Below are 19281 nucleotides of genomic sequence, written 5' to 3'. Positions count from 1 at the left end.
CCATGCCTTTTATTACTGAAACAGCCTTTCTCTTCATTTGACGATCATGACAGGGCAGTCGGCACGCTTCGCTACTTTATGGCTCACACTTCCCAGCACCATTTCCTGCAAAGTATTCAATCCCCGGCTCCCGATAACAAGGAGGTCGAAGGCTTCCGTGTTAGCGTAGGTTACGATAGTCGGACCAGGGTCCCCATGACAGATGACCGTTTGAAAAGGGACCTCTTTTTCCTTATAAATAGCTTCCACAGGTTGAAGCCTTTCCTTTCTCCTTTGATCGATTGTCTCCTTGTCACCAGCATTTAACACATCCGACTTCGCTTTCTCTTTATCCACTACGTAAAGAACGGTCACCTCCGCATCTTCCTGCATTGCTGCAAGCTCCCCCGCTTTTTCTGCAGCCCGGAACGAGTGCTTGGATCCGTCAGCAGCAACTAATATCTTCGCGAACATGGTTCCTCCCCCCTTCTTATCCTTATTCTACCATGATTGTTTCCACGTATATTCACCCCACTATCCGAATTGCGAAAAACAGAGAATAAAAGAGTAAAGATAAGAATATAAGCGCATGAACAGGATTTTCACGCTTACATCGCATTATGTTTCATCTGGAATAAGTGTTATAATCTCATCGTTCTTGCCGGAATGAAGGACTGTCATGGACAGTTCAAATAACAAGGAAAGAGGTGCACGATTGAACACTCTTACAATTAAACAACAATGGTTTGGAAACGTAAAAAACGATGTGCTCTCAGGCTTGGTCGTCGCTATGGCGCTCATCCCTGAGGCAATCGCATTCTCTATCATAGCTGGAGTCGACCCCATGGTAGGTTTGTACGCTTCCTTCTGTATCGCTGTCGTCATCGCATTCATCGGCGGACGTCCCGGGATGATATCCGCTGCTACAGGTGCGATGGCTGTTTTGATGGTTACTCTGGTCAAAGATTACGGACTCGAGTATCTGCTTGCCGCCACAATTCTGACAGGTATCCTGCAGTTTCTGCTTGGTGTTCTGAAAATCGGCCGGTTCATGCGCTTTATTCCGCGCTCCGTCATGGTCGGATTTGTGAATGCACTGGCCATCCTTATTTTCTCCTCTCAGCTCGTTCACTTTGAAGGAGCAGGGTTGGCGATGTATGCGATGGTTGCAGGTTCACTGGCTATCATCTATATTCTGCCCAGGTTCACAAAAGCTGTGCCGTCCCCGCTCGTTGCCATCATCGTGATGACAATCATCGCCATTACAACAGGGACAGGACTTAAAACGGTAGGAGACATGGGGGAATTGTCCAGTACCCTCCCCGTTTTCCTACTGCCTGACATTCCGTTGACGTTTGAGACATTACAGATCATCTTTCCGATTTCCCTGGCTTTAGCCTTCGTCGGGTTGCTAGAGTCCCTGCTTACTGCTCAAATCGTTGACGATATGACAGACACGGAAAGCGATAAGAACAAAGAAGCTCGCGGCCAAGGGGTCGCTAACGTTGTCTCCGGCCTTTTCGGTGGTATGGCCGGTTGTGCGATGATTGGCCAATCTGTCATCAACGTCTCTTCCGGCGGACGTGGACGATTGTCTACTTTAGTTGCCGGCATCTTCATGATGCTGCTGATCATCGTATTTAACGATCTGCTTGTACAAATACCGATGGCTGTGCTCGTAGGTGTTATGATCATGGTTTCGGTCGGAACCTTCGACTGGTCTTCCTTAACTAAATTTCATAAGGCACCGATTACCGATACAGCCGTGATGGTCATTACAGTCGGTACTGTCGTCATGACGCACGATTTATCACGCGGCGTCCTTGCGGGTGTACTTTTGAGCGCGATTTTCTTCGCTGCTAAAATATCTAAAGTACATGTCGAACGTTCCTTGGATGAGGGGGCACAGAAAATCGTGTACCGTGTCAGCGGACAGGTGTTCTTTGCTTCCACCGAGAACTTAATTAAGCAATTCGACTACACCGTCGATGCGGATCACGTAGAAATAGACTTTACAAACGCCCATCTGTGGGATGATTCCGCAGTCGGAGCCGTTGACAAGCTTGTCATCAAATTCAGAGAACATGAAAAAGACGTTTCCGTTGTCGGACTTAACAAGGACAGTTCCAAACTCGTAGAACGCCTTGCTGTGTACGACAAACCCGGCGCATCGGCGTCTAATCATTAATCATAAGTAAACAAAGAAGCGCAGGAAGCCTAATTCGCAGGCTCTGCGCTTCTTTTTCCTTGTTCCCACTCTTCCTTTAACATACTGTAAACACAAGAATCCATCCATTTCCCCTTAATAAAAAGATCCTTCCTCAAGAGGCCTTCTCTAACCATCTTCGCTTTTTCCAGAACTCGGATGGATGCCTTATTTTCCGGACAGGAAACCGCTGCAATTCGATGCAAGCCGCATAGACCGAAACTATAATCCAAGATAAGGTGTACGGCCTCCGTGGCGTACCCTTTTCCCCAATAATCAGGATTAATGATGAACCCTATTTCCCCGACACCATCCCAGTCCCTTATATTCAATTCCATATTACCGAGAATCGCACCATCCTGCCTGCTCACAATAACGAAAACGAAGCGACTGCGATGCCTTTGCTGCCGATCATACATTACCTGGCGGACGAAAAACTGGCAGTCCTCCGGAGTATTAGGCCCCCACGGCTGATAGCGAACCGCTTCTTCATTGGAAGCAAACGGGTAGAAGGCCGGCCAGTCCCCCTCTTCCACTTCTCTGAAATATATTCGTTTACTCTCTATTACCGATCGCACATATATCCCTTCCTATCACTCGTGTCACCTGCACGTCCGGAATGCCTCGATCCAGTGCAGGGGCGTCTCTTTGACGATAAACGTCCGCACACCCTTAATCGTGTGTAAATAGAAGAAACCATACGTCTCCGACAATCCTCTATAGGAAACATCGTGGATTTGATCCATGGTGAATTGTTCATCAGGAGCCTGGACTCTGTCTTCGAACAGCTCGAGCACCGCTTCATGCTCTATATAAACTTGTCTGTTATTCTCGATCTTCCGCTCTTTCCAATAAACCGGATGGGAACAAATCATAAGAACCGTCCTTTCCTTATTCACTTTTAGTATACCTCATTCTTTTCTAAAGAACAGGGCTTGAGTGTTCTCCCTTTTCTTCGCAGGAAATTTGTATTAGGATGGAAAAGGTGTTTTTTTGTATATCCTAAGAACAACAGGAGGTCACCCATCATGAGTAATCGAAACAAAGGAATCATCCTATTATTGATATCAGCATTCGGCTTTTCCATGATGGCTGCATTTGTCAAGCTGTCAGGAGATGTGCCCACCGTTCAAAAGACATTATTCCGTAATCTGGTTTCTGCCGTCATCGCATTCGGTTTCGTTCTTTACAATAAAGAGCGGCTCTTTGGCAAGAAGGAGAACCAGGTGCTTCTGCTTTCCCGATCCACCTTAGGAGCAATCGGTATCGTTCTTTACTTTTATGCGATCGATCATCTGGTCCTTTCGGATGCGGACATGCTTAATAAATTGAGTCCCTTTCTTCTGATCATTTTTTCAGCGATTTTCTTGAAAGAGAAAGCTCGTCTTTATCAGATCATTGCTGTTATTATCGCATTCGTAGGAACCTTGTTTATTATTAAGCCACAGTTTTCGGTAGAGTTCATTCCCTATGTCTCCGGGGTGCTGTCGGCAGTATTTGCGGCAGGTGCCTATACGCTGCTTCGTGTGCTTGGAGACAGAGAAAAATTCTACACGATCGTTTTCTATTTCTCTTTCTTCACCACCGTCATTCTTCTGCCGTTTACCATCGCGTTCTATGAGCCGATGACGGTTAAACAATGGGTTTACCTGCTCTCTGCCGGGTTATTTGCTACCCTCGGACAGTTCGGACTGACTATTGCTTACAAGTTCGCACCAGCAAGAGAAATCTCTATTTTCTTCTATTCAACAGTGGTGTACTCGGCCCTTATCAGCATTCTGCTCTTCGGACAAATACCTGATATTCTGAGTGTGATCGGCTATGTCGTCATCTTCGGTGCTTCTCTGTACATGTTCCTGCGTAATAATAAAGAAGCAAAGAAAACAGAACAAGCCTGAAGAAGAAAGCGTCCATGTGAATGGGCGCTTCTTTTCTTTCGCCTCTTTTTTCTTTATGATTAGTCTGAAGTACGATTAAGAAGGAGGACCTGATATGGGAAAAGTGATCCTTTACATCGCCCAGTCGTTGGATGGATATATTGCAAGAGAGGACGGGAGCATTGACTGGCTCTGGAGTGATACCGATGAAGATTACGGATATGAAGCGTTTCTCCAAACGATCGATACCATCATTCTCGGTCGGAAAACGTATGACCATATTTTCGAATTGACGGATGAGTTCCCTTACAAGTCAAAGGATGTTTATGTGGTCAGCGATCACAGACAAGGTCATGATCATTTTGCGACGTATTTAGAACCAGAGCAGATTGTTCCTTTCATTCAAATTATGTCGAAGGAGCAGGACCGCAACATATGGGTGGTCGGTGGCGCCCAGTTGATTCACCACTTCATTGGTGCAGGCTTGATCGACGAATTCCAAATAGCCATCCAGCCGACGTTAATTGGCAGAGGCATTCGACTGTTTCTCGATAATGAGCACGAAGAAGAGTTGATGACCAAAGACGTGAAGCACTATCCTGATGGTATGCTGCTTGTCACCTATGCGCGCAGAAATACTGCCACGGAGAAGTAGGCGCATCTTCTTTACGGCTGCACTCTTCTATTCGATCCATTTTCCAAATTTATCTAGACTCTTTCTTCCCTATTTGATATAGTTGAGTAATTTCAAAAGAAAGAGAGGGCTTGGACTATGTTTCCTGAAAAATTGAAGCAAGGGGATGAAATACGTGTGATTTCCCCTGCCGAATCGCTGGCTATTGTAGCGGAGGATCAAAAGCAGTTAGCTGTACAACGGATGAACGACGCAGGATTTATCGTGACCTTCAGCACTTATGCAGATGAGCACAGATCTCTGCACTCGAATCCTATTGAACATCGCATATCGGACCTGCACGAAGCGTTTCTCGACCCGGCAGTGAAAGCAGTGTGGACGACTCTCGGCGGCTATGACAGCAATCAGCTGCTCCGCTACATCGATTATGAGTTGATCGGTAGAAATCCGAAGATTTTTTGCGGATACTCTGATATTACGGCTCTTTCCAGCAGTATTTATAAACAGACAGGTCTTGTCACCTACAATGGTCCCCACTTTTCAACGTTCGGAATGAAAAGCGGGACGGCATACACCTTCAAGCATTTCATTGATATGATGACATCAGATAAACCCATCAGCATCACACCTGCTGATCATTGGAGCGATGATTTATGGTACATAAATCAGGAAGACAGAACGTTTCATCCGAATCCGGGCTGTATCGTTCTGAATGAAGGCGAAGCAGAAGGGATATCCCTGGGGGGAAATCTCTGCACGCTCAACCTCCTCCAAGGAACAGAGTATATGCCGTCACTGGAAGGCACGGTTTTATTTCTGGAAGATGACAAACTCACGAACGCAGGGACATTCGATCGGGATTTGCAGTCCCTGCTCCATCAACCAGGTTTTGATAAAGTGCAGGGGATCGTATTCGGAAAGTTTCAGGAAGTTTCAGACATCACAGACGAACAGCTTAAAGCCATCATCCGCTCCAAACGGGAACTCGACCACATACCGATTATTGCCGGAGCAAGCTTCGGTCATACGACGCCTATGTTCACCTTCCCAATCGGCGGACGTGTACGGATCTCCACTTCCAATGAGAGCCCGTGCATTGAAATTCTAAAGCATTAATAAAACGAAATCCGCCCTCCAAAGGGCGGATTTCGTTTTAAATTAAATCGTAAAGCCGATATACTTTACCATTTTCTATACTTTTATCCCCAAGCAGTTTCATCAGGACAGCGGCCACCTCTTCCGGTGACCTCAGCCCGCCTTCTTCCTTCAGCTTTTTAAATTTTTCTACATCAGCAAAAGCATCCTTGGATGATGAGCGGATATCGTCCTGCATCTCCGTATCCATGACGCCTGGACTAAAGGAAATAATGGTATGCGTACGATCTTTCTGCTCAAGTGCCAGTGTCTCTGTAAACTTATTCAGTGCTGCTTTCGAACTGCTGTACACACTCCAACCATGAATCGTTTTCTCTGCCGCTCCGGAAGTAATATTGATGATTCCCATCTGTATGCTGCGGCTGTTAGCTTCCTTCAAAAAATGATTAGTGAGGACCATCGGTGCCGTTACGTTTATTCGAATATGCTTGGAAACCGAATCAGGGTCCAACTGACCTACCGTCTCGATGGGTTCTACGACACCGGCATTATTTACAAGGTAGATGTAATCCGTATCCGGTCGGAAGACAATTTCGGATGCACGCGCCACCGCTCTTTCTGTATCTTCTGCTTCACTTAAATCACAGGCAACGTGGTAAAAAGAGACCCCTTTCTCCTTTGCTCTCTGTTTCAACGCTTCATTAGAAGTTCGAGATAAGGAAAGTATAGATACCTGTTGATCCATCAACTGCTCGGCTATCGCTTCTCCGAGACCACGTGAAGCACCGGTAATAATTGCATAGTTCATTCATCTTCTCCTCCTTTTCTTTTTTCTGTTCCCGTTATAGGACGAAACCACTCCATACAGCATCGCTTTACATCCCCCACCGGTAGCGATATGATATACGCAGTCCATTTGAATCTTGCCAAAGGAGACGACCATGAAATACTTTTTATTGTTTATCATCTATGCAGCAGGGCTGATCGTTTCCAGTCTCGGCCTGGCATTGATTATCCGTTCGGGTCTTGGTGTCGGTCCCGGGGACAGTATCGCAGTAGGTTTATCGATGCACCTGCCTGTGACTGTCGGGAGCGTCATGATTGCGGCATTCATCATACTACTTCTCATTAATGCCAAACTGGAGAAAAAGCGGCCGCAATATGAATCGCTGATTCCAATCATTATACGCGGCCGCACGCTCGATATCTTTCTTTACGGGATGCTTGCCGACGTTGAATTGGAAGCATGGTGGAGCCAATGGGGGACCTTCTCGCTCGGTTTGATCGCCACCGCTGTCGGAATCGCTTTTTATCTGCGTACACCATTCCCAAGAATCCCCCTCGATCACTTCATGATGATTATGAATGAAAGGACCAATCAATCAAAGAGTACCGTCCGGATATTTACCGAATCGGGAATGGCTTTGATCGGCTTCCTGTTAGGAGCGCCGGTCGGTATCGGAACATTACTTGTTGCCATCCTGCTCGGGCCGTTTATTCAATGGTCCTTCCCGCTCGCACGACCTGTTGCGGGCATGTGGACGAAATCAAATAAAAAAGAGAAACAAAAAGCGTGACGCCTTGCCTCACGCTTTTTGTCCGTTACTTATCAAAAGAAAGCTTCGTTACTCCAGTTTCTTCAAGCTTCTGCCCGATCTTCTCCTCGATCTCCAGACGCTTCATCATTTGCTCTTCATTCATAGAACCTTCCATCGGTCCATACTTCTCTGTCCATTCCTTTTCAGTAAGCTTCTCCACAAGCTTGTCCCAGAAACTGAATTCATCATAATCCTCCACATGCGTATCAAGCAGCTTAGACTCATAATCCACATCGAGGTCATGTATATCCATGGCATCCTGATAAACGATACGGTCTTCTAATCCGGCTTCTTTATATTTAGATAGAACAAGTTCCCGAACATCTTCAAACGCTTCGTCCAGTTCCATCTTCGTTGAGTTAACCATCCATGTTCCAAGAAATACCGCTTCCACAAGCGTTTCATATTGTTCTTTCGTCATTTCGATTTTGACGTCTGCCAAATCGCTCACTCCCTCCGAAGATTTCATTAAGCATTATAGCATACCATAGAAAAAGAAAGGGAGCCCCGTGAAACCAGCGCACACGAAAAACCCGCCCGGTTCATGCCGGGCGGGTTCCACTTCTATTCTGCTGCGACTTCGCTGGAGAATAGAGATGCGTCTGCAGAAAGCTTTGCATCTTCTTCATATTTCTTCTGAAGCGTACGTGTAACGGTCCCGGGCACACCGTTCCCTACCTGTTTTCCATCAACCTGGATGACAGGCATCACCTCTGAGGTACTGCTGGAAAGAAATACTTCATCCGCATTCCATATGTCTTCCACCTGGAACGCCTGCTCGATGAAAGAAACGCCCTCCTCACTGCAGAATGCCTCTACTCGCATACGTACACACCCATGAAGGATGTTCTTCTTAGCCGGATGCGTGTACACGCTCCCGTCTTTTACCAAATAGATATTCGATGAACTGCACTCGGTCACTTCCCCCTGTTTATGGAGAATGGCTTCGTAACAGTTTTGTTCTTTTGCCGCCTGCTTGGCAAGGACGTTCGGAAGCAGGTTGAGGCTCTTAATGTAGCACCAATCCCACCTTACGTCCTCCTGTGTTACAGCTGATACACCCTCACGAAGGAGTGCCTCCGGACGCGGAAGATCTTTCACATAAGCATAAAGATTCGCATTTGTATTTAAAGGAAAGACGTGGTCGCGTGGAGCAGATCCGCGTGTGATCTGAAGATAGATTTTGGCATCCCCGTCGATCCCGTTCTTATGAAGCAGCTCTTCCATCTTGTGGTACATGTCTTCTTTGGAAAAAGGAACATTGATCTTAACAGCCGCCGCTGAGCGGTACAGCCTCTCGACATGTTCCTGAATTAAATAACTGGTCCCGTTGTAAACCCGGATGACTTCGTAGATGCCGTCTCCGAATTGGAGTCCCCGTTCCTCAAACGGGTAACGCAGATCGTTCTGGTCAACAAAGCCGCCTTCTGTCAAAACATGGTCATAGATCGTCATGAATAAGCATCCTCCACTCCTAATATCGATTAACGAATAGTGTATCAGAAAACAGAGAAGTTAGGGGCATTATTTACGAAATATTTGCACAAACAGCATTTCCGATACCAGTCCGTCTCCGTCCTCCGTCTTAAACTAACCTATGCAGGAGGAAGCCATTCCTTGCTCGTCACTCTACCGGAATCGATGTTTCCAGCCACGCATGGGGATAGGGCTCCTTTCCTTCCTCCCCTTCCATCAATGGGTAGAAAGCGAGGGTGATGGACTCCAGTTCATCATCATAATGGAAATTATCGAACTTCACATACCGGAATGTGGAGAAAGTGCCTCGGATCACACCATTCATTTCACCGTTGAAGGTTGTTCCATTCGTATCCACGGCCTGTACAAGAAAATCGATTTCCCCGTCTTCCATCAGCCAGTCGTTTTCACCAGCATTCATTTTATTATTACCCTTTCCATACCAGATGCCCATAAAAAGCCCTTTAGAAGCATTGGTACTGTACAGTCTCGTTACGTGGATTCCCGTATTCCCTATATCTACCGACGACGCTGTCAGCGGCTGTGGATGCTGTGTAGGTTCGCCTGCCATAGGATACAACTCATCACCAGCCAATTGATTTAACTTACGATTATCGAAATAAAAGAAACAGCAGATGATCAGAAGGACAACGAGACCTGCAATCGCCAAACGAACACGTTTCATATTCCACGCCTCCCCCGAATGGTAACGTTTACCGCCATTATAGCAGAGAAACCCTTCTGATAGAGCGATCGTTGAACGTGAAAATCCGACGGCATCCTCCTCCTTGAACCCGCTTTCCCCAAGCGTCGGATCAGATGCTGTCGTTTGGAAGTCTCTTATGTAAAAAAACGACGGCCCTTTCACAGGGCCGTCCGGTACTTACAAGTATTTCTTTTGAATCTTTTTTCCTCCATAGCTGAACACGACGTCCCGTCCTTCTATGAGTGTTTCCATATGGACAGGGCGGCCCCAGAGCTGATGAATGTATGGGAGCGTCTTCTCCAAGTACCCAACATCAAGCTCCACCTCTTCAAAATGATGCTTAATATATAACTCGCCGCTCTTCATATAATCACCGTCCTGGACGGTAAGATAAGGAAACCCTCCATTGACACGCATCGTTACGAGCTGATCTCTTACCGATTCATGATCTTTATCGGTTATTTTATATTTCTGTCCCTGCTTTTGAAAAAGATATAAATCCTCCTGACGCACCAATTCCTTCGTTAAATAGTTCCGGATGAAGCTCTGATCGGACTCGATCTCCCGTACTTCGTACATTTTTTCTCGACCGCTTCCGGGCTCAATACCGTGTTTCCTCATTTCTGCTGTCGGATTATTATAACGCTCTTCTATGTCTTCAAAAATTTTCAGTCCGAGGTAATAAGGGTTCAACTGTGTCTTCGACGGTTGGACAACACTGGCATTCAACTTGGCGAATTCAATCGCTTCGTCACTTGTCAGGTCCATTTCTCTGATAATACGGGCATGCCAGAAGGACGCCCACCCTTCGTTCATAATTTTCGTTTCCAGTTGAGGCCAGAAATAGAGCATTTCTTCACGCATCATCGTCAGAATATCCCGCTGCCAGTCCTCGAGATCCCTGCTGTATTGTTCAATAAACAACAGCAAGTCCTTTTCTGGACGAGGCGGAAACTTCTTTTTCTTACGGAAGGCTGGCTGCTCTTCAGAGGAAGATTCATCCATTTTCCACAGATCATCGTAAACCGTACGCGGGGCCTTCTCTTCACTTTCCTCTTCATCCAAAGACCAGGCGAGTTTCGGCCTTACGAGCGAAGGATCGATATGTTCCTGTATAGCCAGAACAGCATCCAGGAAAGATTCCACTTCTTCCTTACCATATAATCGGTCGTATGCAGCAATCCTTTCGGCCGTTGCCGCCATGCTCTCGACCATATCCCTCTTCGTATTCTGAAACCTGGCGTTATTTTTGAAGAAGTCACAGTGTGCAAGAACGTGGGCAACAATCAACTTGTTCTGGATCAGGCTGTTGGAATTGAGCAGAAACGCGTAGCAGGGATTCGAATTAATGACAAGTTCATATATTTTACTCAGTCCTAAATCATACTGAAGCTTCATTTTATAGTACTGCTTACCAAAGCTCCAATGAGAGAATCGCGTCGGCATGCCGTATGCGCCGAATGTATAAATGATATCATCAGGACAGACCTCATACCGCATCGGATAGAAATCCAGTCCGAAACCTTTAGCAATCTCTGTTATTTCCCTGATGGCATATTCCAGTTTTTTTTGGTCATCTGGCTTCAAAGATGCCCCCTCCTTCAATTTCGCTTACTTAACTATATGAAAGGGGGACCGTGAACATGAAGGAATGAGCCAAGTTAGAACATCGACACGCATCCTTCTATCTGTTTTAAGTTACTATGTACAGGAGTATATCCTGCTCTTTCAGACTGCAGTGAAAATTTAGAGGACCCGCCCCTATCCAAAAAAAGAAAGCCCAAGACCCACGAAGGGCATTGGGCTTTTCCTTACGAGCGTTGGTCCGGGAAAACCCGGTCAACCATTTCTCCGAATTCACGGAAGAAACCACGTACAGGTTGTCCGTTTTCTACATCCTGTACATAGTTGTTCGTCAAATCAACGAAGTCCGGATTCGTGGAAATATAGACATTGTTAATATCCTGGTCCGAATCCTTCACCGCTTTTTTGATCTGCTTCTCCATTTCATCGGAAACTTCGTTCTTGTCTCCGGTTGGATTATCAAGCTCTGCCGCTACATAGGCATTGTCACGTGTTTTCAACACATAAACATTCTTGACGCCTTTGACATTTTTCTCGATACGGTTTGCTGCATCTTTAGCTACATGGTAATTCGTATTATGCTGCATTCCGCGGTCATTGTCATACTGATTGGCATTGTTACCTTCTTCATACATATTGTCGGCGGAGCGTTCAAACCTTGTGTTCTGAACACCGTCATAATTGGCATCGTTATCTCTCGCTTCCTGTTCTGCTTGACAGGCTACAAGCGACGTTGCTGCCAACAGTCCGATAGCAAGTGCTTTTATTTTCATGCGTCTACCTCCTTCCATGGATTTATGGGTAGTATGTGTGGGTACCTTCTAAATATGCGACAGCAAACAGAGGCAAAAAAACCCGGCCTTCCGAAGAAGACCGGGGGTCGGCTTAAGAACCGAATGGCAGCAGCCACCATAGTTGAAGAAAAAGAAGGTAAACCAACAGGATTCCGTTCACAAATAGAAGGACTGCCGGAATTAATTGATAAACACCGTGCATTTTAAAATAAAACATGCGGATCAGGATGAAGCCCGCAATCAACAGAAGGTACAAACCGATAAACCAGGCCCATACGTAAGGTGTCGATGCATCGAAACCGATCTCATGCCCGAGTGCATACAAAAGCCATGGGGCAAAAAAATACAATATAGATAATGGCACGAAACGGTGCTCATCTTTTAAGTAAACCAAAGAAATACCTGCCAATAGTATGGAAGCACCTCCAACACATTCCGTAATCGTCACCCATGTCTGGTGCGTTCCTTCCGCTTCCATCGTTGCAAAACTTATGAACAGACTGATGACGAATAAAGCGGTGATTCCTGTGTTTATGTACAGCATTACTCGTTTATTCATTTACCCGACTCTCCCCCATCACAGCAAAACTTTTCCACTCCATCATAACAAATTTCGCTTTATTTTGCGGAAGAAATACGTAACAATGTGTCGGCATTCCCATAAATGTGACGAACTCACTCGAGTTAACACTCCCGGACAGGAGATAATAATCGTAAGCTTCATTAAACAGAGGATGTGTCCATCATGAATTACGATTATGACAAAGCACTTCACTTCATGATTTGGGGACAATGGGATGACTTACTTGTTTTGATGGTCCGCACACGAGACCAGTTCTTATCAAAAAAGATCGAATCATTCCTGCATTCCTGTTATTACCCGAGTGATCAAAGTGAAATGCTCGAAGCCCATGAAGCGTTATTGAGTTATATCGACCACGCCCAGACGAAGACGCTGGAGCCGAGTTTCACCATATAAAGAAAGCTCTCCGGAGAAATCCGGAGAGCTTTCTTCTTACCTTATTCTGTTTCCACATTATACTCCAATCGGAACAGGTCGCGCCTGCGATCCCGAAGCTGACGGACCGTCCCCGACTTGCGCTGTCGACGCAGAATCTCTAAATCAACATCACCGACGACAACCGTCTCTACATTGGCGTTACATTCCCCGATAATGCCATCACGTGCAAATTCAAAATCTGATGGTGTGAAGATACCAGACTGGGCATATTGAATATCCATGTTCTCCACCTGCGTCAAGTTTCCGACTGTCCCTGCAATGACGGTGTAAACCTGATTCTCAACGGCACGTGCCTGCGCACAGTAACGGACTCGTAAATATCCCTGGCGGTCATCCGTACAAAATGGAACAAAAATAATGTTCGCACCCTGATCAACGGCATAACGCGCCAATTCAGGAAATTGGATGTCGTAACAGATCTGAATGGCAATCTTTCCACAATCGGTATCGAACACCTTGATGGCATCTCCCGGCTGGATACCCCACCACGTCCGTTCATTCGGCGTTACGTGAATTTTATACTGCTTTTCAATCGTTCCATCCCTGCGGAACAGGTACGATATATTGTAGATCTGTTCATCTTCTTCGACGAAATGCGAGCCGCCGATAATATTAACATTGTATTTCACCGCCAAGTCGGTGAACATTTCAATATAATCTTCCGTGAATTCACTCAGTTTGCGGACAGCTTTGGAAGGCACCTTTTCTTCCAGGAATGACATCAACTGTGTCGTGAATATCTCTGGAAATACGGCGAAATCCGAGCCGTAATCCGCTGCAACATCAACGTAATATTCACATTGCTTAGCGAACTCCTCGAAGGAATCAATATTTTTCATCATGTATTGAATGACCATGATCCGAACCGGGTGACTTGTCTTGAAATAACGTTTTGTTCTGGCACGGTAATCAATATTGTTCCATTCCATCAACGTCGCATATTTCATGGAAGCTCTGTCATCCGGAAGGTAGTCAGGATTGATCCGCATAACCGTAAAACCATTCATCACCTGGAAAGTGAGGACCGGGTCGTAAATGTTCTGATTCCTTACTTCTTCTACGTACTCTCTCGGACTCAGCTCATTTTCATACTGGTGATAATTCGGAATTCTCCCTCCGATAATAATACTTTTCAAGTTGAGCTCTCTGGCCAAATCTTTACGTGCCTCATAAAGTCTGCGGCCGATTTTCATCCCACGGTACTCCGGATGGACCATTACTTCAATTCCATATAAGTTATACCCATCAGGGTCGTGATTGGTGATATACCCTTCATCCGTAATATCATCCCACGTATGTTTATCGTCATATTCATCGAAATTGACAATAAGACTGGAACAGCTCCCGATGATTTTCCCCTCGTATTCGACGACAAACTGTCCTTCAGGAAAATGCTTCAAATGGCTTTCCAAATGCTCCCGCTTCCACGGATCCATCCCTGGGAAACACACCTGCTGCAATTCAAAAATCTGCTCTATATCTTTTTCCTGCATCGTTCTTACGATAATTTTCTTCTCGTATTGGGTCAGGTCTAACTCCTTCGACATCGTATATCGTCCCTTTCTAATCGATCTCTTTTCCACTTAATCGTACTCAACAGACATAACCCCTGTCTAGTCTGGAAGCGTGGAAGATAAATAAATGAAACCATTGAATTGAACCGTTTCAAAACCTCATGTATGATGGATGGGAAGAGGTGTAGCGAATGAATGGCTTTGAAAAACGAAAAGAACGAAAGAAACAGGCAATCCTCCATACCGCCCTCCGTTTATTCAGCGAATCCGGAGTTCAGAAGGTGAGTATTAAAGAAATTGCAGCGAAAGCCCAAGTATCTCAAGTAACGATTTACAATTATTTTGGCGGCAAAGACGAGCTCTTATTCGAAGCTGTCCAAATGTTTATAAAGGATCAAACCGAACAATTCCGTGCTACCGTTCAGAACACCGACCAATCGTTTCGTGATAAAATCCACAAACTTTTACAAGACAAAAAAGAGAACATGCTGCATCTGCACCAGGATTTCCTGCAAGCAGTGACCGGCAGTCATCCTGAGCTGAAAGATTGGGTCGACCGTTTTACAGCCCGGGAAACGATACCGATCCTGACGGAGTTGATTGAACAGGGGAAAGCGGAAGGATCCGTCCGTGCCAGCCTTTCCTTCCAGTCCATCCTGCTCTATATCGATATGTACTACAAAGCACTGCGGACGAATGCTGACTTCTTCACCGCTTCTCCTGAATCGCTCAGTGAAGAATGGTCGGACTTGTTTTTTTATGGTTTAGCAGGAATGGACAAGGATCACCTATAAAAGTAACAAAAGGAAGAGACCCGGCATCGCCGGCGTTTCTTCCTTTTTAAATTCATCCTAATAAGAGGAAATTCATTAACGCAGTTTTCTTACATACCAGCGGATGACATCGTTGATGCGGCTGCCGAACAGCTTCTCTCTCCAATATAGATCCGCCGTCTGTGAAACGACGTTATTCCGTGCCGGATAAGGGTGGAGAACATTAGAAATGGACTGGAACTTCTTGTTCAGTGCCTGAACCGTCCCTACTTCCTGCATCCACTCCCCGGCACCGGCACCGATGGCATGGGCACCGACGATCTTACCACTCTCCGTAGTCAAAATTTTAACAAGACCGTCTTTTCTGCGCTCGGCCATAAACCGATCGTTGTCGGCCAGTTTCATTTTAAACGTCAAAAGTTTATCTCCATATTGTTCTTTTGCTTCCGATTCTGTAAGTCCCAAATGGTATATTTCCGGATCGGTATAGACGACCCACGGCACCTTCGCATACGATGCTTTCCGCGAAAGTCCCAACACGGCATTCGAGACGGCAAGCTTCCCTTCCATCCCTGCGACGTGGGTAAACGGCATCGAGCCATTGCAGTCGCCGACGGCATAGATATGCTTGGCAGAGGTTCTCATTGCATGATCCACATCTATGTGTCCTTCCACTACATTCACTCCCGCTTTAGGCAGACTGAGCTTCTCTATATTCGCTTGCCGACCTGCAGCAACCAAAAGCGCTTCGGATTCAACCCTGAGGGTCCGGCCGTCTTTCCTGTAATGCACAATCGTTTTTCCATCTGCCTGCTCCACACGCTCAATCTTTGCGCCGGTAAGGACGGTCAATTCTTCCTCCATGATCCGGCAGGCTGTTTGGGAGATTTCTTTGTCCTCTTTGGACAAAATCTGATCCGCTCCTTCGATGATGGTAACATCAATACCGAGACGGCTCATAGCTTGTGCCAGCTCGGCGCCGATTACCCCACCACCGATCACGACTAGAGAATCCGGCCGTGTCTTAAGGGAGAAAATGGTCTCGTTCGTCAGATAGTCCACCGCATGCAACCCGTCTATCGGTGGAACGGCCGGTGAAGACCCGGTGGCGATGACAAAACGCTTGGCCGTTATTTTCCGATCTCCCACGCGCAGAGTATGTTCATCTTCAAACGCAGCCTCTGCTTCAAATATATCAATGCCGAGATCGATGAATCGTTCTTTGGAATCATGCTGCTGTACATCCTCCACCGCTTCGGACACACGGTCCATCACCTTTTTGAAAAGACGATCATACTCATTCGGTGTGAGTTCTTTGAAACGGGAATGGTCGTAGACCTCTTTGGCTGCCTGGATCAATGCTTTCGACGGCATACAGCCGTAATGTAGACAATCTCCTCCAAGCTCTGTCTTCCTCTCGATCAAAGCGACATCAGCTCCGAAGTTCGCTGCACCTGCAGCTACCGTCAATCCACCGGACCCTCCACCGATGACCGCAACCTGATAATCGAATGTCATAACTCCTGTCTCCTTACCTGCTCATATTTCTTTGATATCTCCTGCATCCGTTTCTTATTGACACCGAAGTCTGAGTACCCGACCCTCGATGCAGAGCGGAAATGGATGACACGTTCATCCGGATCGAAGTAAAATTCCACGTCATCCTTGAATTTTAATACCTTGGTAGTTACAACCGTATGAATGTAGTGGTCCTCCTCTATTTCCACCTTCGTCCGGTCCATATCCCCAAGGACATTCATGATATGTTTTTTTGATGTCTCTAAATCACGGGTGAACGGCAGCGGACTCATCCGTTTCTCTTCCTGATCCGCCTGGGTGGAAACACAGTTCGGCTTATCCGGGCATGCCGAAAGCCGTCCGCTTTTCACACCAATGTAAGAATCCTTCATTCGTCTTCCTCCTTTTCCAGCAGTTACCTATATATTCACTCAAATCCAAAGAAAAAAACACTCCTGTATAGATCAGGAGTGTTCATCGTTCCGGTTGTTAGGAGCCGGGTCCTTACTTTTCTCTTCTTTTTTCTGTTTTTTCAATTTGTCCGTTTCAGGTGCAGGATCATGGTCGTCTTTCTCCGGCTTCTCAGGATTACCTTCCGGACGATCCGCTTTCCCTTGTTTCCGCTCTGGAGATTTGTCTTTATCCTTCCGATGTTCCACCGAAGGTTCTTTTCTTTCCTTCTCCGGCACATTCGGATTGATGTCCCGCCCCTTCACCTTTTCGTCAGGGGGATCTTGCGGTTGCGCGGGATCGGACAATGGTTTGTCAGCATTCATCCCTTCCGGTTCTGTTGGAGAAGTCGAATGAGGATTCTTCTTCTCTACATTCGGAAGTACTGGGATTTCCACAGGGACAACAGACTCTTCGCTGCCTTCAGAAGACTCATCGTCGTTATAAAAGGATTGAATAATTTCTTTATCGTCATCTTCGATGGCTACCGCCTGCGTCTCTGCTTCTTCCTCTGTAGAATCGTCACTCAATCGATCGGCAAGCAGTTCGTTCACCGTCTCTTTGCCTTTCTCTGCCTGACGCCTTAAATCGTCAGGGACAAGGAAAGTCGCTACAGACAAATGTTCTTCCTGCTCTGTTAAGTATTCTTCCATTTCTTCTGCATAATCATGATCATATTCAGACTGTAAATAACTGATTCCAATCAACACTTGATTGGCTTCATTGACATACCCCTTTTCGTGACTTTTATTGATTAAATCAAACGTCACTTCCGAGGCATCTCTCTTCTTCCAATCCCCAAGAGAAGCGACAATCTCTTCCGCTTCTGCATTCTGAGGGGTTATATCCAGCACCTGCATGTGGTCATTCAATTCAAGTTCCACACTCGGATTGATGTCAATATTCATATAGGCATACGCTTGATTGCTTCCGTACCAGGAATAGGCAGGAAACAACGCCAGAAGGAAAATAATACAAAAAATGGCCACTTTCATATGATTATGACGCTTGACACAGGACCAAAGAACCATTCCCTTTCGAGGTTCCACTACAGAGAATTGGACTTCCATTCCGATCTCAGCGCCAGCCATTTTATGAGCACGATGGAACTGGCCATCTTTTGTCATGACAATCATGTAACGTTTGCTCTGCTCCATGACAATACCTTTTCTCACATACCCACCCCTTTCAGATAATCTTTGAGATAAATGTAATCCCCGTTCAATATGAGTACGAGTGCGATGATGAATTTACGGTTCCTTTCCAACGTTTTCTTGCTGACGTCGACTTGATGCACGAGGTCTTTGATAGGCAGTCGGCCTTTCACAATGACCTGGTTTCTCAAATGCTCGTCTTCGAAGACGAGTCGTGCGACCTGGACTGCTGATTCTCTGGCATCCCGGTGCTTCGGCGACACGTCGATCAGTTCATCGAAGGAAAGTTTGTATTTCTTCAATTCTGCTTTGAATTCCAGGATTTCTTCCTTTCGATGCCACGCCTCTGTCTCTAGAATGTACCGATCTTTGGCCGCTGAGATCTCGATAGGATTCTCCATCTGTTCGTCGTCGTGAAAGTCTTCATCCAACGAAGTTACGGAAATCCTTTTCTGTTCATTACGGATATGATCAATAACTTTTCGTTTAATAACGAGACGGGCGAAAGAGAGGAAGGAGCTTCCCTTATCACACGAATAGGACTGGATCGCTTCGTTGAACGCAAGCAGTCCGATACTGAATTCATCATCTCTCGCAGGGTCGATATATCTCTTGCATACTTCAGAAACACTTTTGGCGATGAAAGGTTGATACTGTTTAAGCATTTCGTTCCGCGCTTCGTCATCCCCCTGCTTAGCCGAAGCTACTTGTTCATCCAGGGAGGTGTCGTCATTTTTGGAAAAAAGACGTTTGATCAACCTTTATCACCTCCAGCTACTACTATTTTCGTCTTATTTGTGTCTTTTCTGGGTGTCTCAAACCATTTTTATTTCAATTATGTTACAGCTTTGTATCAACCGGTGTTTCTGAAGTATGCCGTTCGTCAGGCAGGTAAAAAAGTA

At 46.0% G+C, this 19281-nt stretch carries 22 protein-coding genes; 7 read left to right on the top strand and 15 right to left on the bottom strand.

Annotation, left to right across the window (positions count from 1 at the left end):
* Nucleotides 1-33: 33 nt before the first annotated feature.
* Nucleotides 34-453 carry a universal stress protein gene (locus D479_RS05795; RefSeq protein WP_008634680.1) on the bottom strand — a complete coding sequence of 140 codons (420 nt, stop codon included), beginning with the start codon at nt 451-453 and terminating at the stop codon, nt 34-36.
* A 241-nt stretch (nt 454-694) separates the two neighbouring features.
* On the opposite strand from D479_RS05795, the gene D479_RS05790 reads away from it, so the two are divergent.
* On the top strand, nt 695-2167 hold the full coding sequence (locus D479_RS05790; protein WP_026578318.1) for a SulP family inorganic anion transporter: 1473 nt from the start codon (nt 695-697) through the stop codon (nt 2165-2167).
* Between the two features lie 29 nt (nt 2168-2196).
* Here D479_RS05790 and D479_RS05785 read toward each other — a convergent pair whose 3' ends face one another.
* Both D479_RS05785 and D479_RS05780 read right to left on the bottom strand, forming a co-directional pair.
* The gene (locus tag D479_RS05785) at nt 2197-2763 is read right to left on the bottom strand and encodes a GNAT family protein (protein WP_008634676.1); all 567 of its coding nucleotides are present in this window, start codon (nt 2761-2763) and stop codon (nt 2197-2199) included.
* Between the two features lie 24 nt (nt 2764-2787).
* Nucleotides 2788-3084 (bottom strand): hypothetical protein, encoded by a 297-nt coding sequence (locus D479_RS05780; RefSeq protein WP_008634674.1) that lies wholly within the window; start codon nt 3082-3084, stop codon nt 2788-2790.
* A 129-nt stretch (nt 3085-3213) separates the two neighbouring features.
* Here D479_RS05780 and D479_RS05775 point away from each other — a divergent pair, with 129 nt between their 5' ends.
* The 3 genes from D479_RS05775 (at nt 3214) to D479_RS05765 (ending at nt 5812) form a co-directional block, all read left to right on the top strand.
* Nucleotides 3214-4083, top strand: a complete 870-nt coding sequence (locus D479_RS05775; RefSeq protein WP_008634668.1) for a DMT family transporter — start codon at nt 3214-3216, stop codon at nt 4081-4083.
* Nucleotides 4084-4177: 94 nt separating this feature from the next.
* Nucleotides 4178-4717, top strand: a complete 540-nt coding sequence (locus tag D479_RS05770; RefSeq protein ID WP_008634666.1) for a dihydrofolate reductase family protein — start codon at nt 4178-4180, stop codon at nt 4715-4717.
* 117 nt (nt 4718-4834) lie between these two features.
* Nucleotides 4835-5812: a S66 peptidase family protein gene (locus D479_RS05765; RefSeq protein ID WP_008634664.1), complete on the top strand. Its 978-nt coding sequence runs from the start codon at nt 4835-4837 to the stop codon at nt 5810-5812.
* A 37-nt stretch (nt 5813-5849) separates the two neighbouring features.
* Here D479_RS05765 and D479_RS05760 read toward each other — a convergent pair whose 3' ends face one another.
* Entirely contained in the window at nt 5850-6599 is a 750-nt protein-coding gene (locus tag D479_RS05760) for a (S)-benzoin forming benzil reductase (protein ID WP_008634662.1), read from the bottom strand.
* A gap of 133 nt (nt 6600-6732) precedes the next feature.
* Between D479_RS05760 and D479_RS05755 the strand changes: the two genes are divergently transcribed.
* Nucleotides 6733-7368 (top strand): membrane protein, encoded by a 636-nt coding sequence (locus tag D479_RS05755; RefSeq protein WP_008634660.1) that lies wholly within the window; start codon nt 6733-6735, stop codon nt 7366-7368.
* A 25-nt stretch (nt 7369-7393) separates the two neighbouring features.
* Here the strand turns inward: D479_RS05755 and D479_RS05750 are convergent, their stop codons facing one another.
* The 6 genes from D479_RS05750 to D479_RS05725 all read right to left on the bottom strand — a co-directional run bounded on the left by D479_RS05750 (nt 7394) and on the right by D479_RS05725 (nt 12508).
* The gene (locus D479_RS05750) at nt 7394-7840 is read right to left on the bottom strand and encodes a hypothetical protein (protein ID WP_235601453.1); all 447 of its coding nucleotides are present in this window, start codon (nt 7838-7840) and stop codon (nt 7394-7396) included.
* Nucleotides 7841-7953: 113 nt separating this feature from the next.
* Nucleotides 7954-8844 carry a D-amino-acid transaminase gene (gene dat / locus D479_RS05745; RefSeq protein ID WP_008634643.1) on the bottom strand — a complete coding sequence of 297 codons (891 nt, stop codon included), beginning with the start codon at nt 8842-8844 and terminating at the stop codon, nt 7954-7956.
* A 169-nt stretch (nt 8845-9013) separates the two neighbouring features.
* Complete coding sequence (locus tag D479_RS05740; RefSeq protein ID WP_008634641.1) at nt 9014-9550, bottom strand: hypothetical protein; 537 nt, start codon at nt 9548-9550, stop codon at nt 9014-9016.
* Nucleotides 9551-9748: 198 nt separating this feature from the next.
* Complete coding sequence (locus D479_RS05735; protein ID WP_008634638.1) at nt 9749-11158, bottom strand: SpoVR family protein; 1410 nt, start codon at nt 11156-11158, stop codon at nt 9749-9751.
* 224 nt (nt 11159-11382) lie between these two features.
* A complete protein-coding gene (locus D479_RS05730; RefSeq protein WP_008634629.1) occupies nt 11383-11928 on the bottom strand; it encodes a YhcN/YlaJ family sporulation lipoprotein in 546 nt (181 codons plus the stop codon).
* Between the two features lie 112 nt (nt 11929-12040).
* Entirely contained in the window at nt 12041-12508 is a 468-nt protein-coding gene (locus D479_RS05725) for a hypothetical protein (protein WP_008634628.1), read from the bottom strand.
* Nucleotides 12509-12694: 186 nt separating this feature from the next.
* Here D479_RS05725 and D479_RS05720 point away from each other — a divergent pair, with 186 nt between their 5' ends.
* Complete coding sequence (locus D479_RS05720) at nt 12695-12928, top strand: YhdB family protein (RefSeq protein WP_008634626.1); 234 nt, start codon at nt 12695-12697, stop codon at nt 12926-12928.
* Between the two features lie 41 nt (nt 12929-12969).
* Here D479_RS05720 and D479_RS05715 read toward each other — a convergent pair whose 3' ends face one another.
* Nucleotides 12970-14517, bottom strand: coding sequence for a GNAT family N-acetyltransferase (locus tag D479_RS05715; protein WP_008634622.1), 1548 nt, complete (start codon nt 14515-14517; stop codon nt 12970-12972).
* A gap of 158 nt (nt 14518-14675) precedes the next feature.
* Between D479_RS05715 and D479_RS05710 the strand changes: the two genes are divergently transcribed.
* Nucleotides 14676-15278: a TetR/AcrR family transcriptional regulator gene (locus tag D479_RS05710; protein WP_008634620.1), complete on the top strand. Its 603-nt coding sequence runs from the start codon at nt 14676-14678 to the stop codon at nt 15276-15278.
* 75 nt (nt 15279-15353) lie between these two features.
* Here D479_RS05710 and D479_RS05705 read toward each other — a convergent pair whose 3' ends face one another.
* From D479_RS05705 to sigI, 4 genes are all read right to left on the bottom strand, one after another.
* The gene (locus tag D479_RS05705) at nt 15354-16775 is read right to left on the bottom strand and encodes an NAD(P)/FAD-dependent oxidoreductase (RefSeq protein WP_008634619.1); all 1422 of its coding nucleotides are present in this window, start codon (nt 16773-16775) and stop codon (nt 15354-15356) included.
* Nucleotides 16772-17167: a DUF1499 domain-containing protein gene (locus D479_RS05700; RefSeq protein WP_008634618.1), complete on the bottom strand. Its 396-nt coding sequence runs from the start codon at nt 17165-17167 to the stop codon at nt 16772-16774. Before D479_RS05700 ends, D479_RS05705 begins: the two co-directional genes overlap by 4 nt.
* 72 nt (nt 17168-17239) lie before the next feature.
* Nucleotides 17240-18400, bottom strand: coding sequence for an anti-sigma factor domain-containing protein (locus D479_RS05695; protein WP_008634617.1), 1161 nt, complete (start codon nt 18398-18400; stop codon nt 17240-17242).
* Entirely contained in the window at nt 18397-19137 is a 741-nt protein-coding gene (gene sigI / locus D479_RS05690; protein ID WP_008634616.1) for an RNA polymerase sigma factor SigI, read from the bottom strand. Before sigI ends, D479_RS05695 begins: the two co-directional genes overlap by 4 nt.
* Between the last annotated feature and the right edge of the window lie 144 nt (nt 19138-19281).

It is taken from the genome of Halobacillus sp. BAB-2008 (genome assembly GCF_000328325.1).
Taxonomy (GTDB): Bacteria; Bacillota; Bacilli; order Bacillales; family Halobacillaceae; genus Halobacillus.
This window is presented reverse-complemented; position numbering and strand designations above follow the sequence as displayed.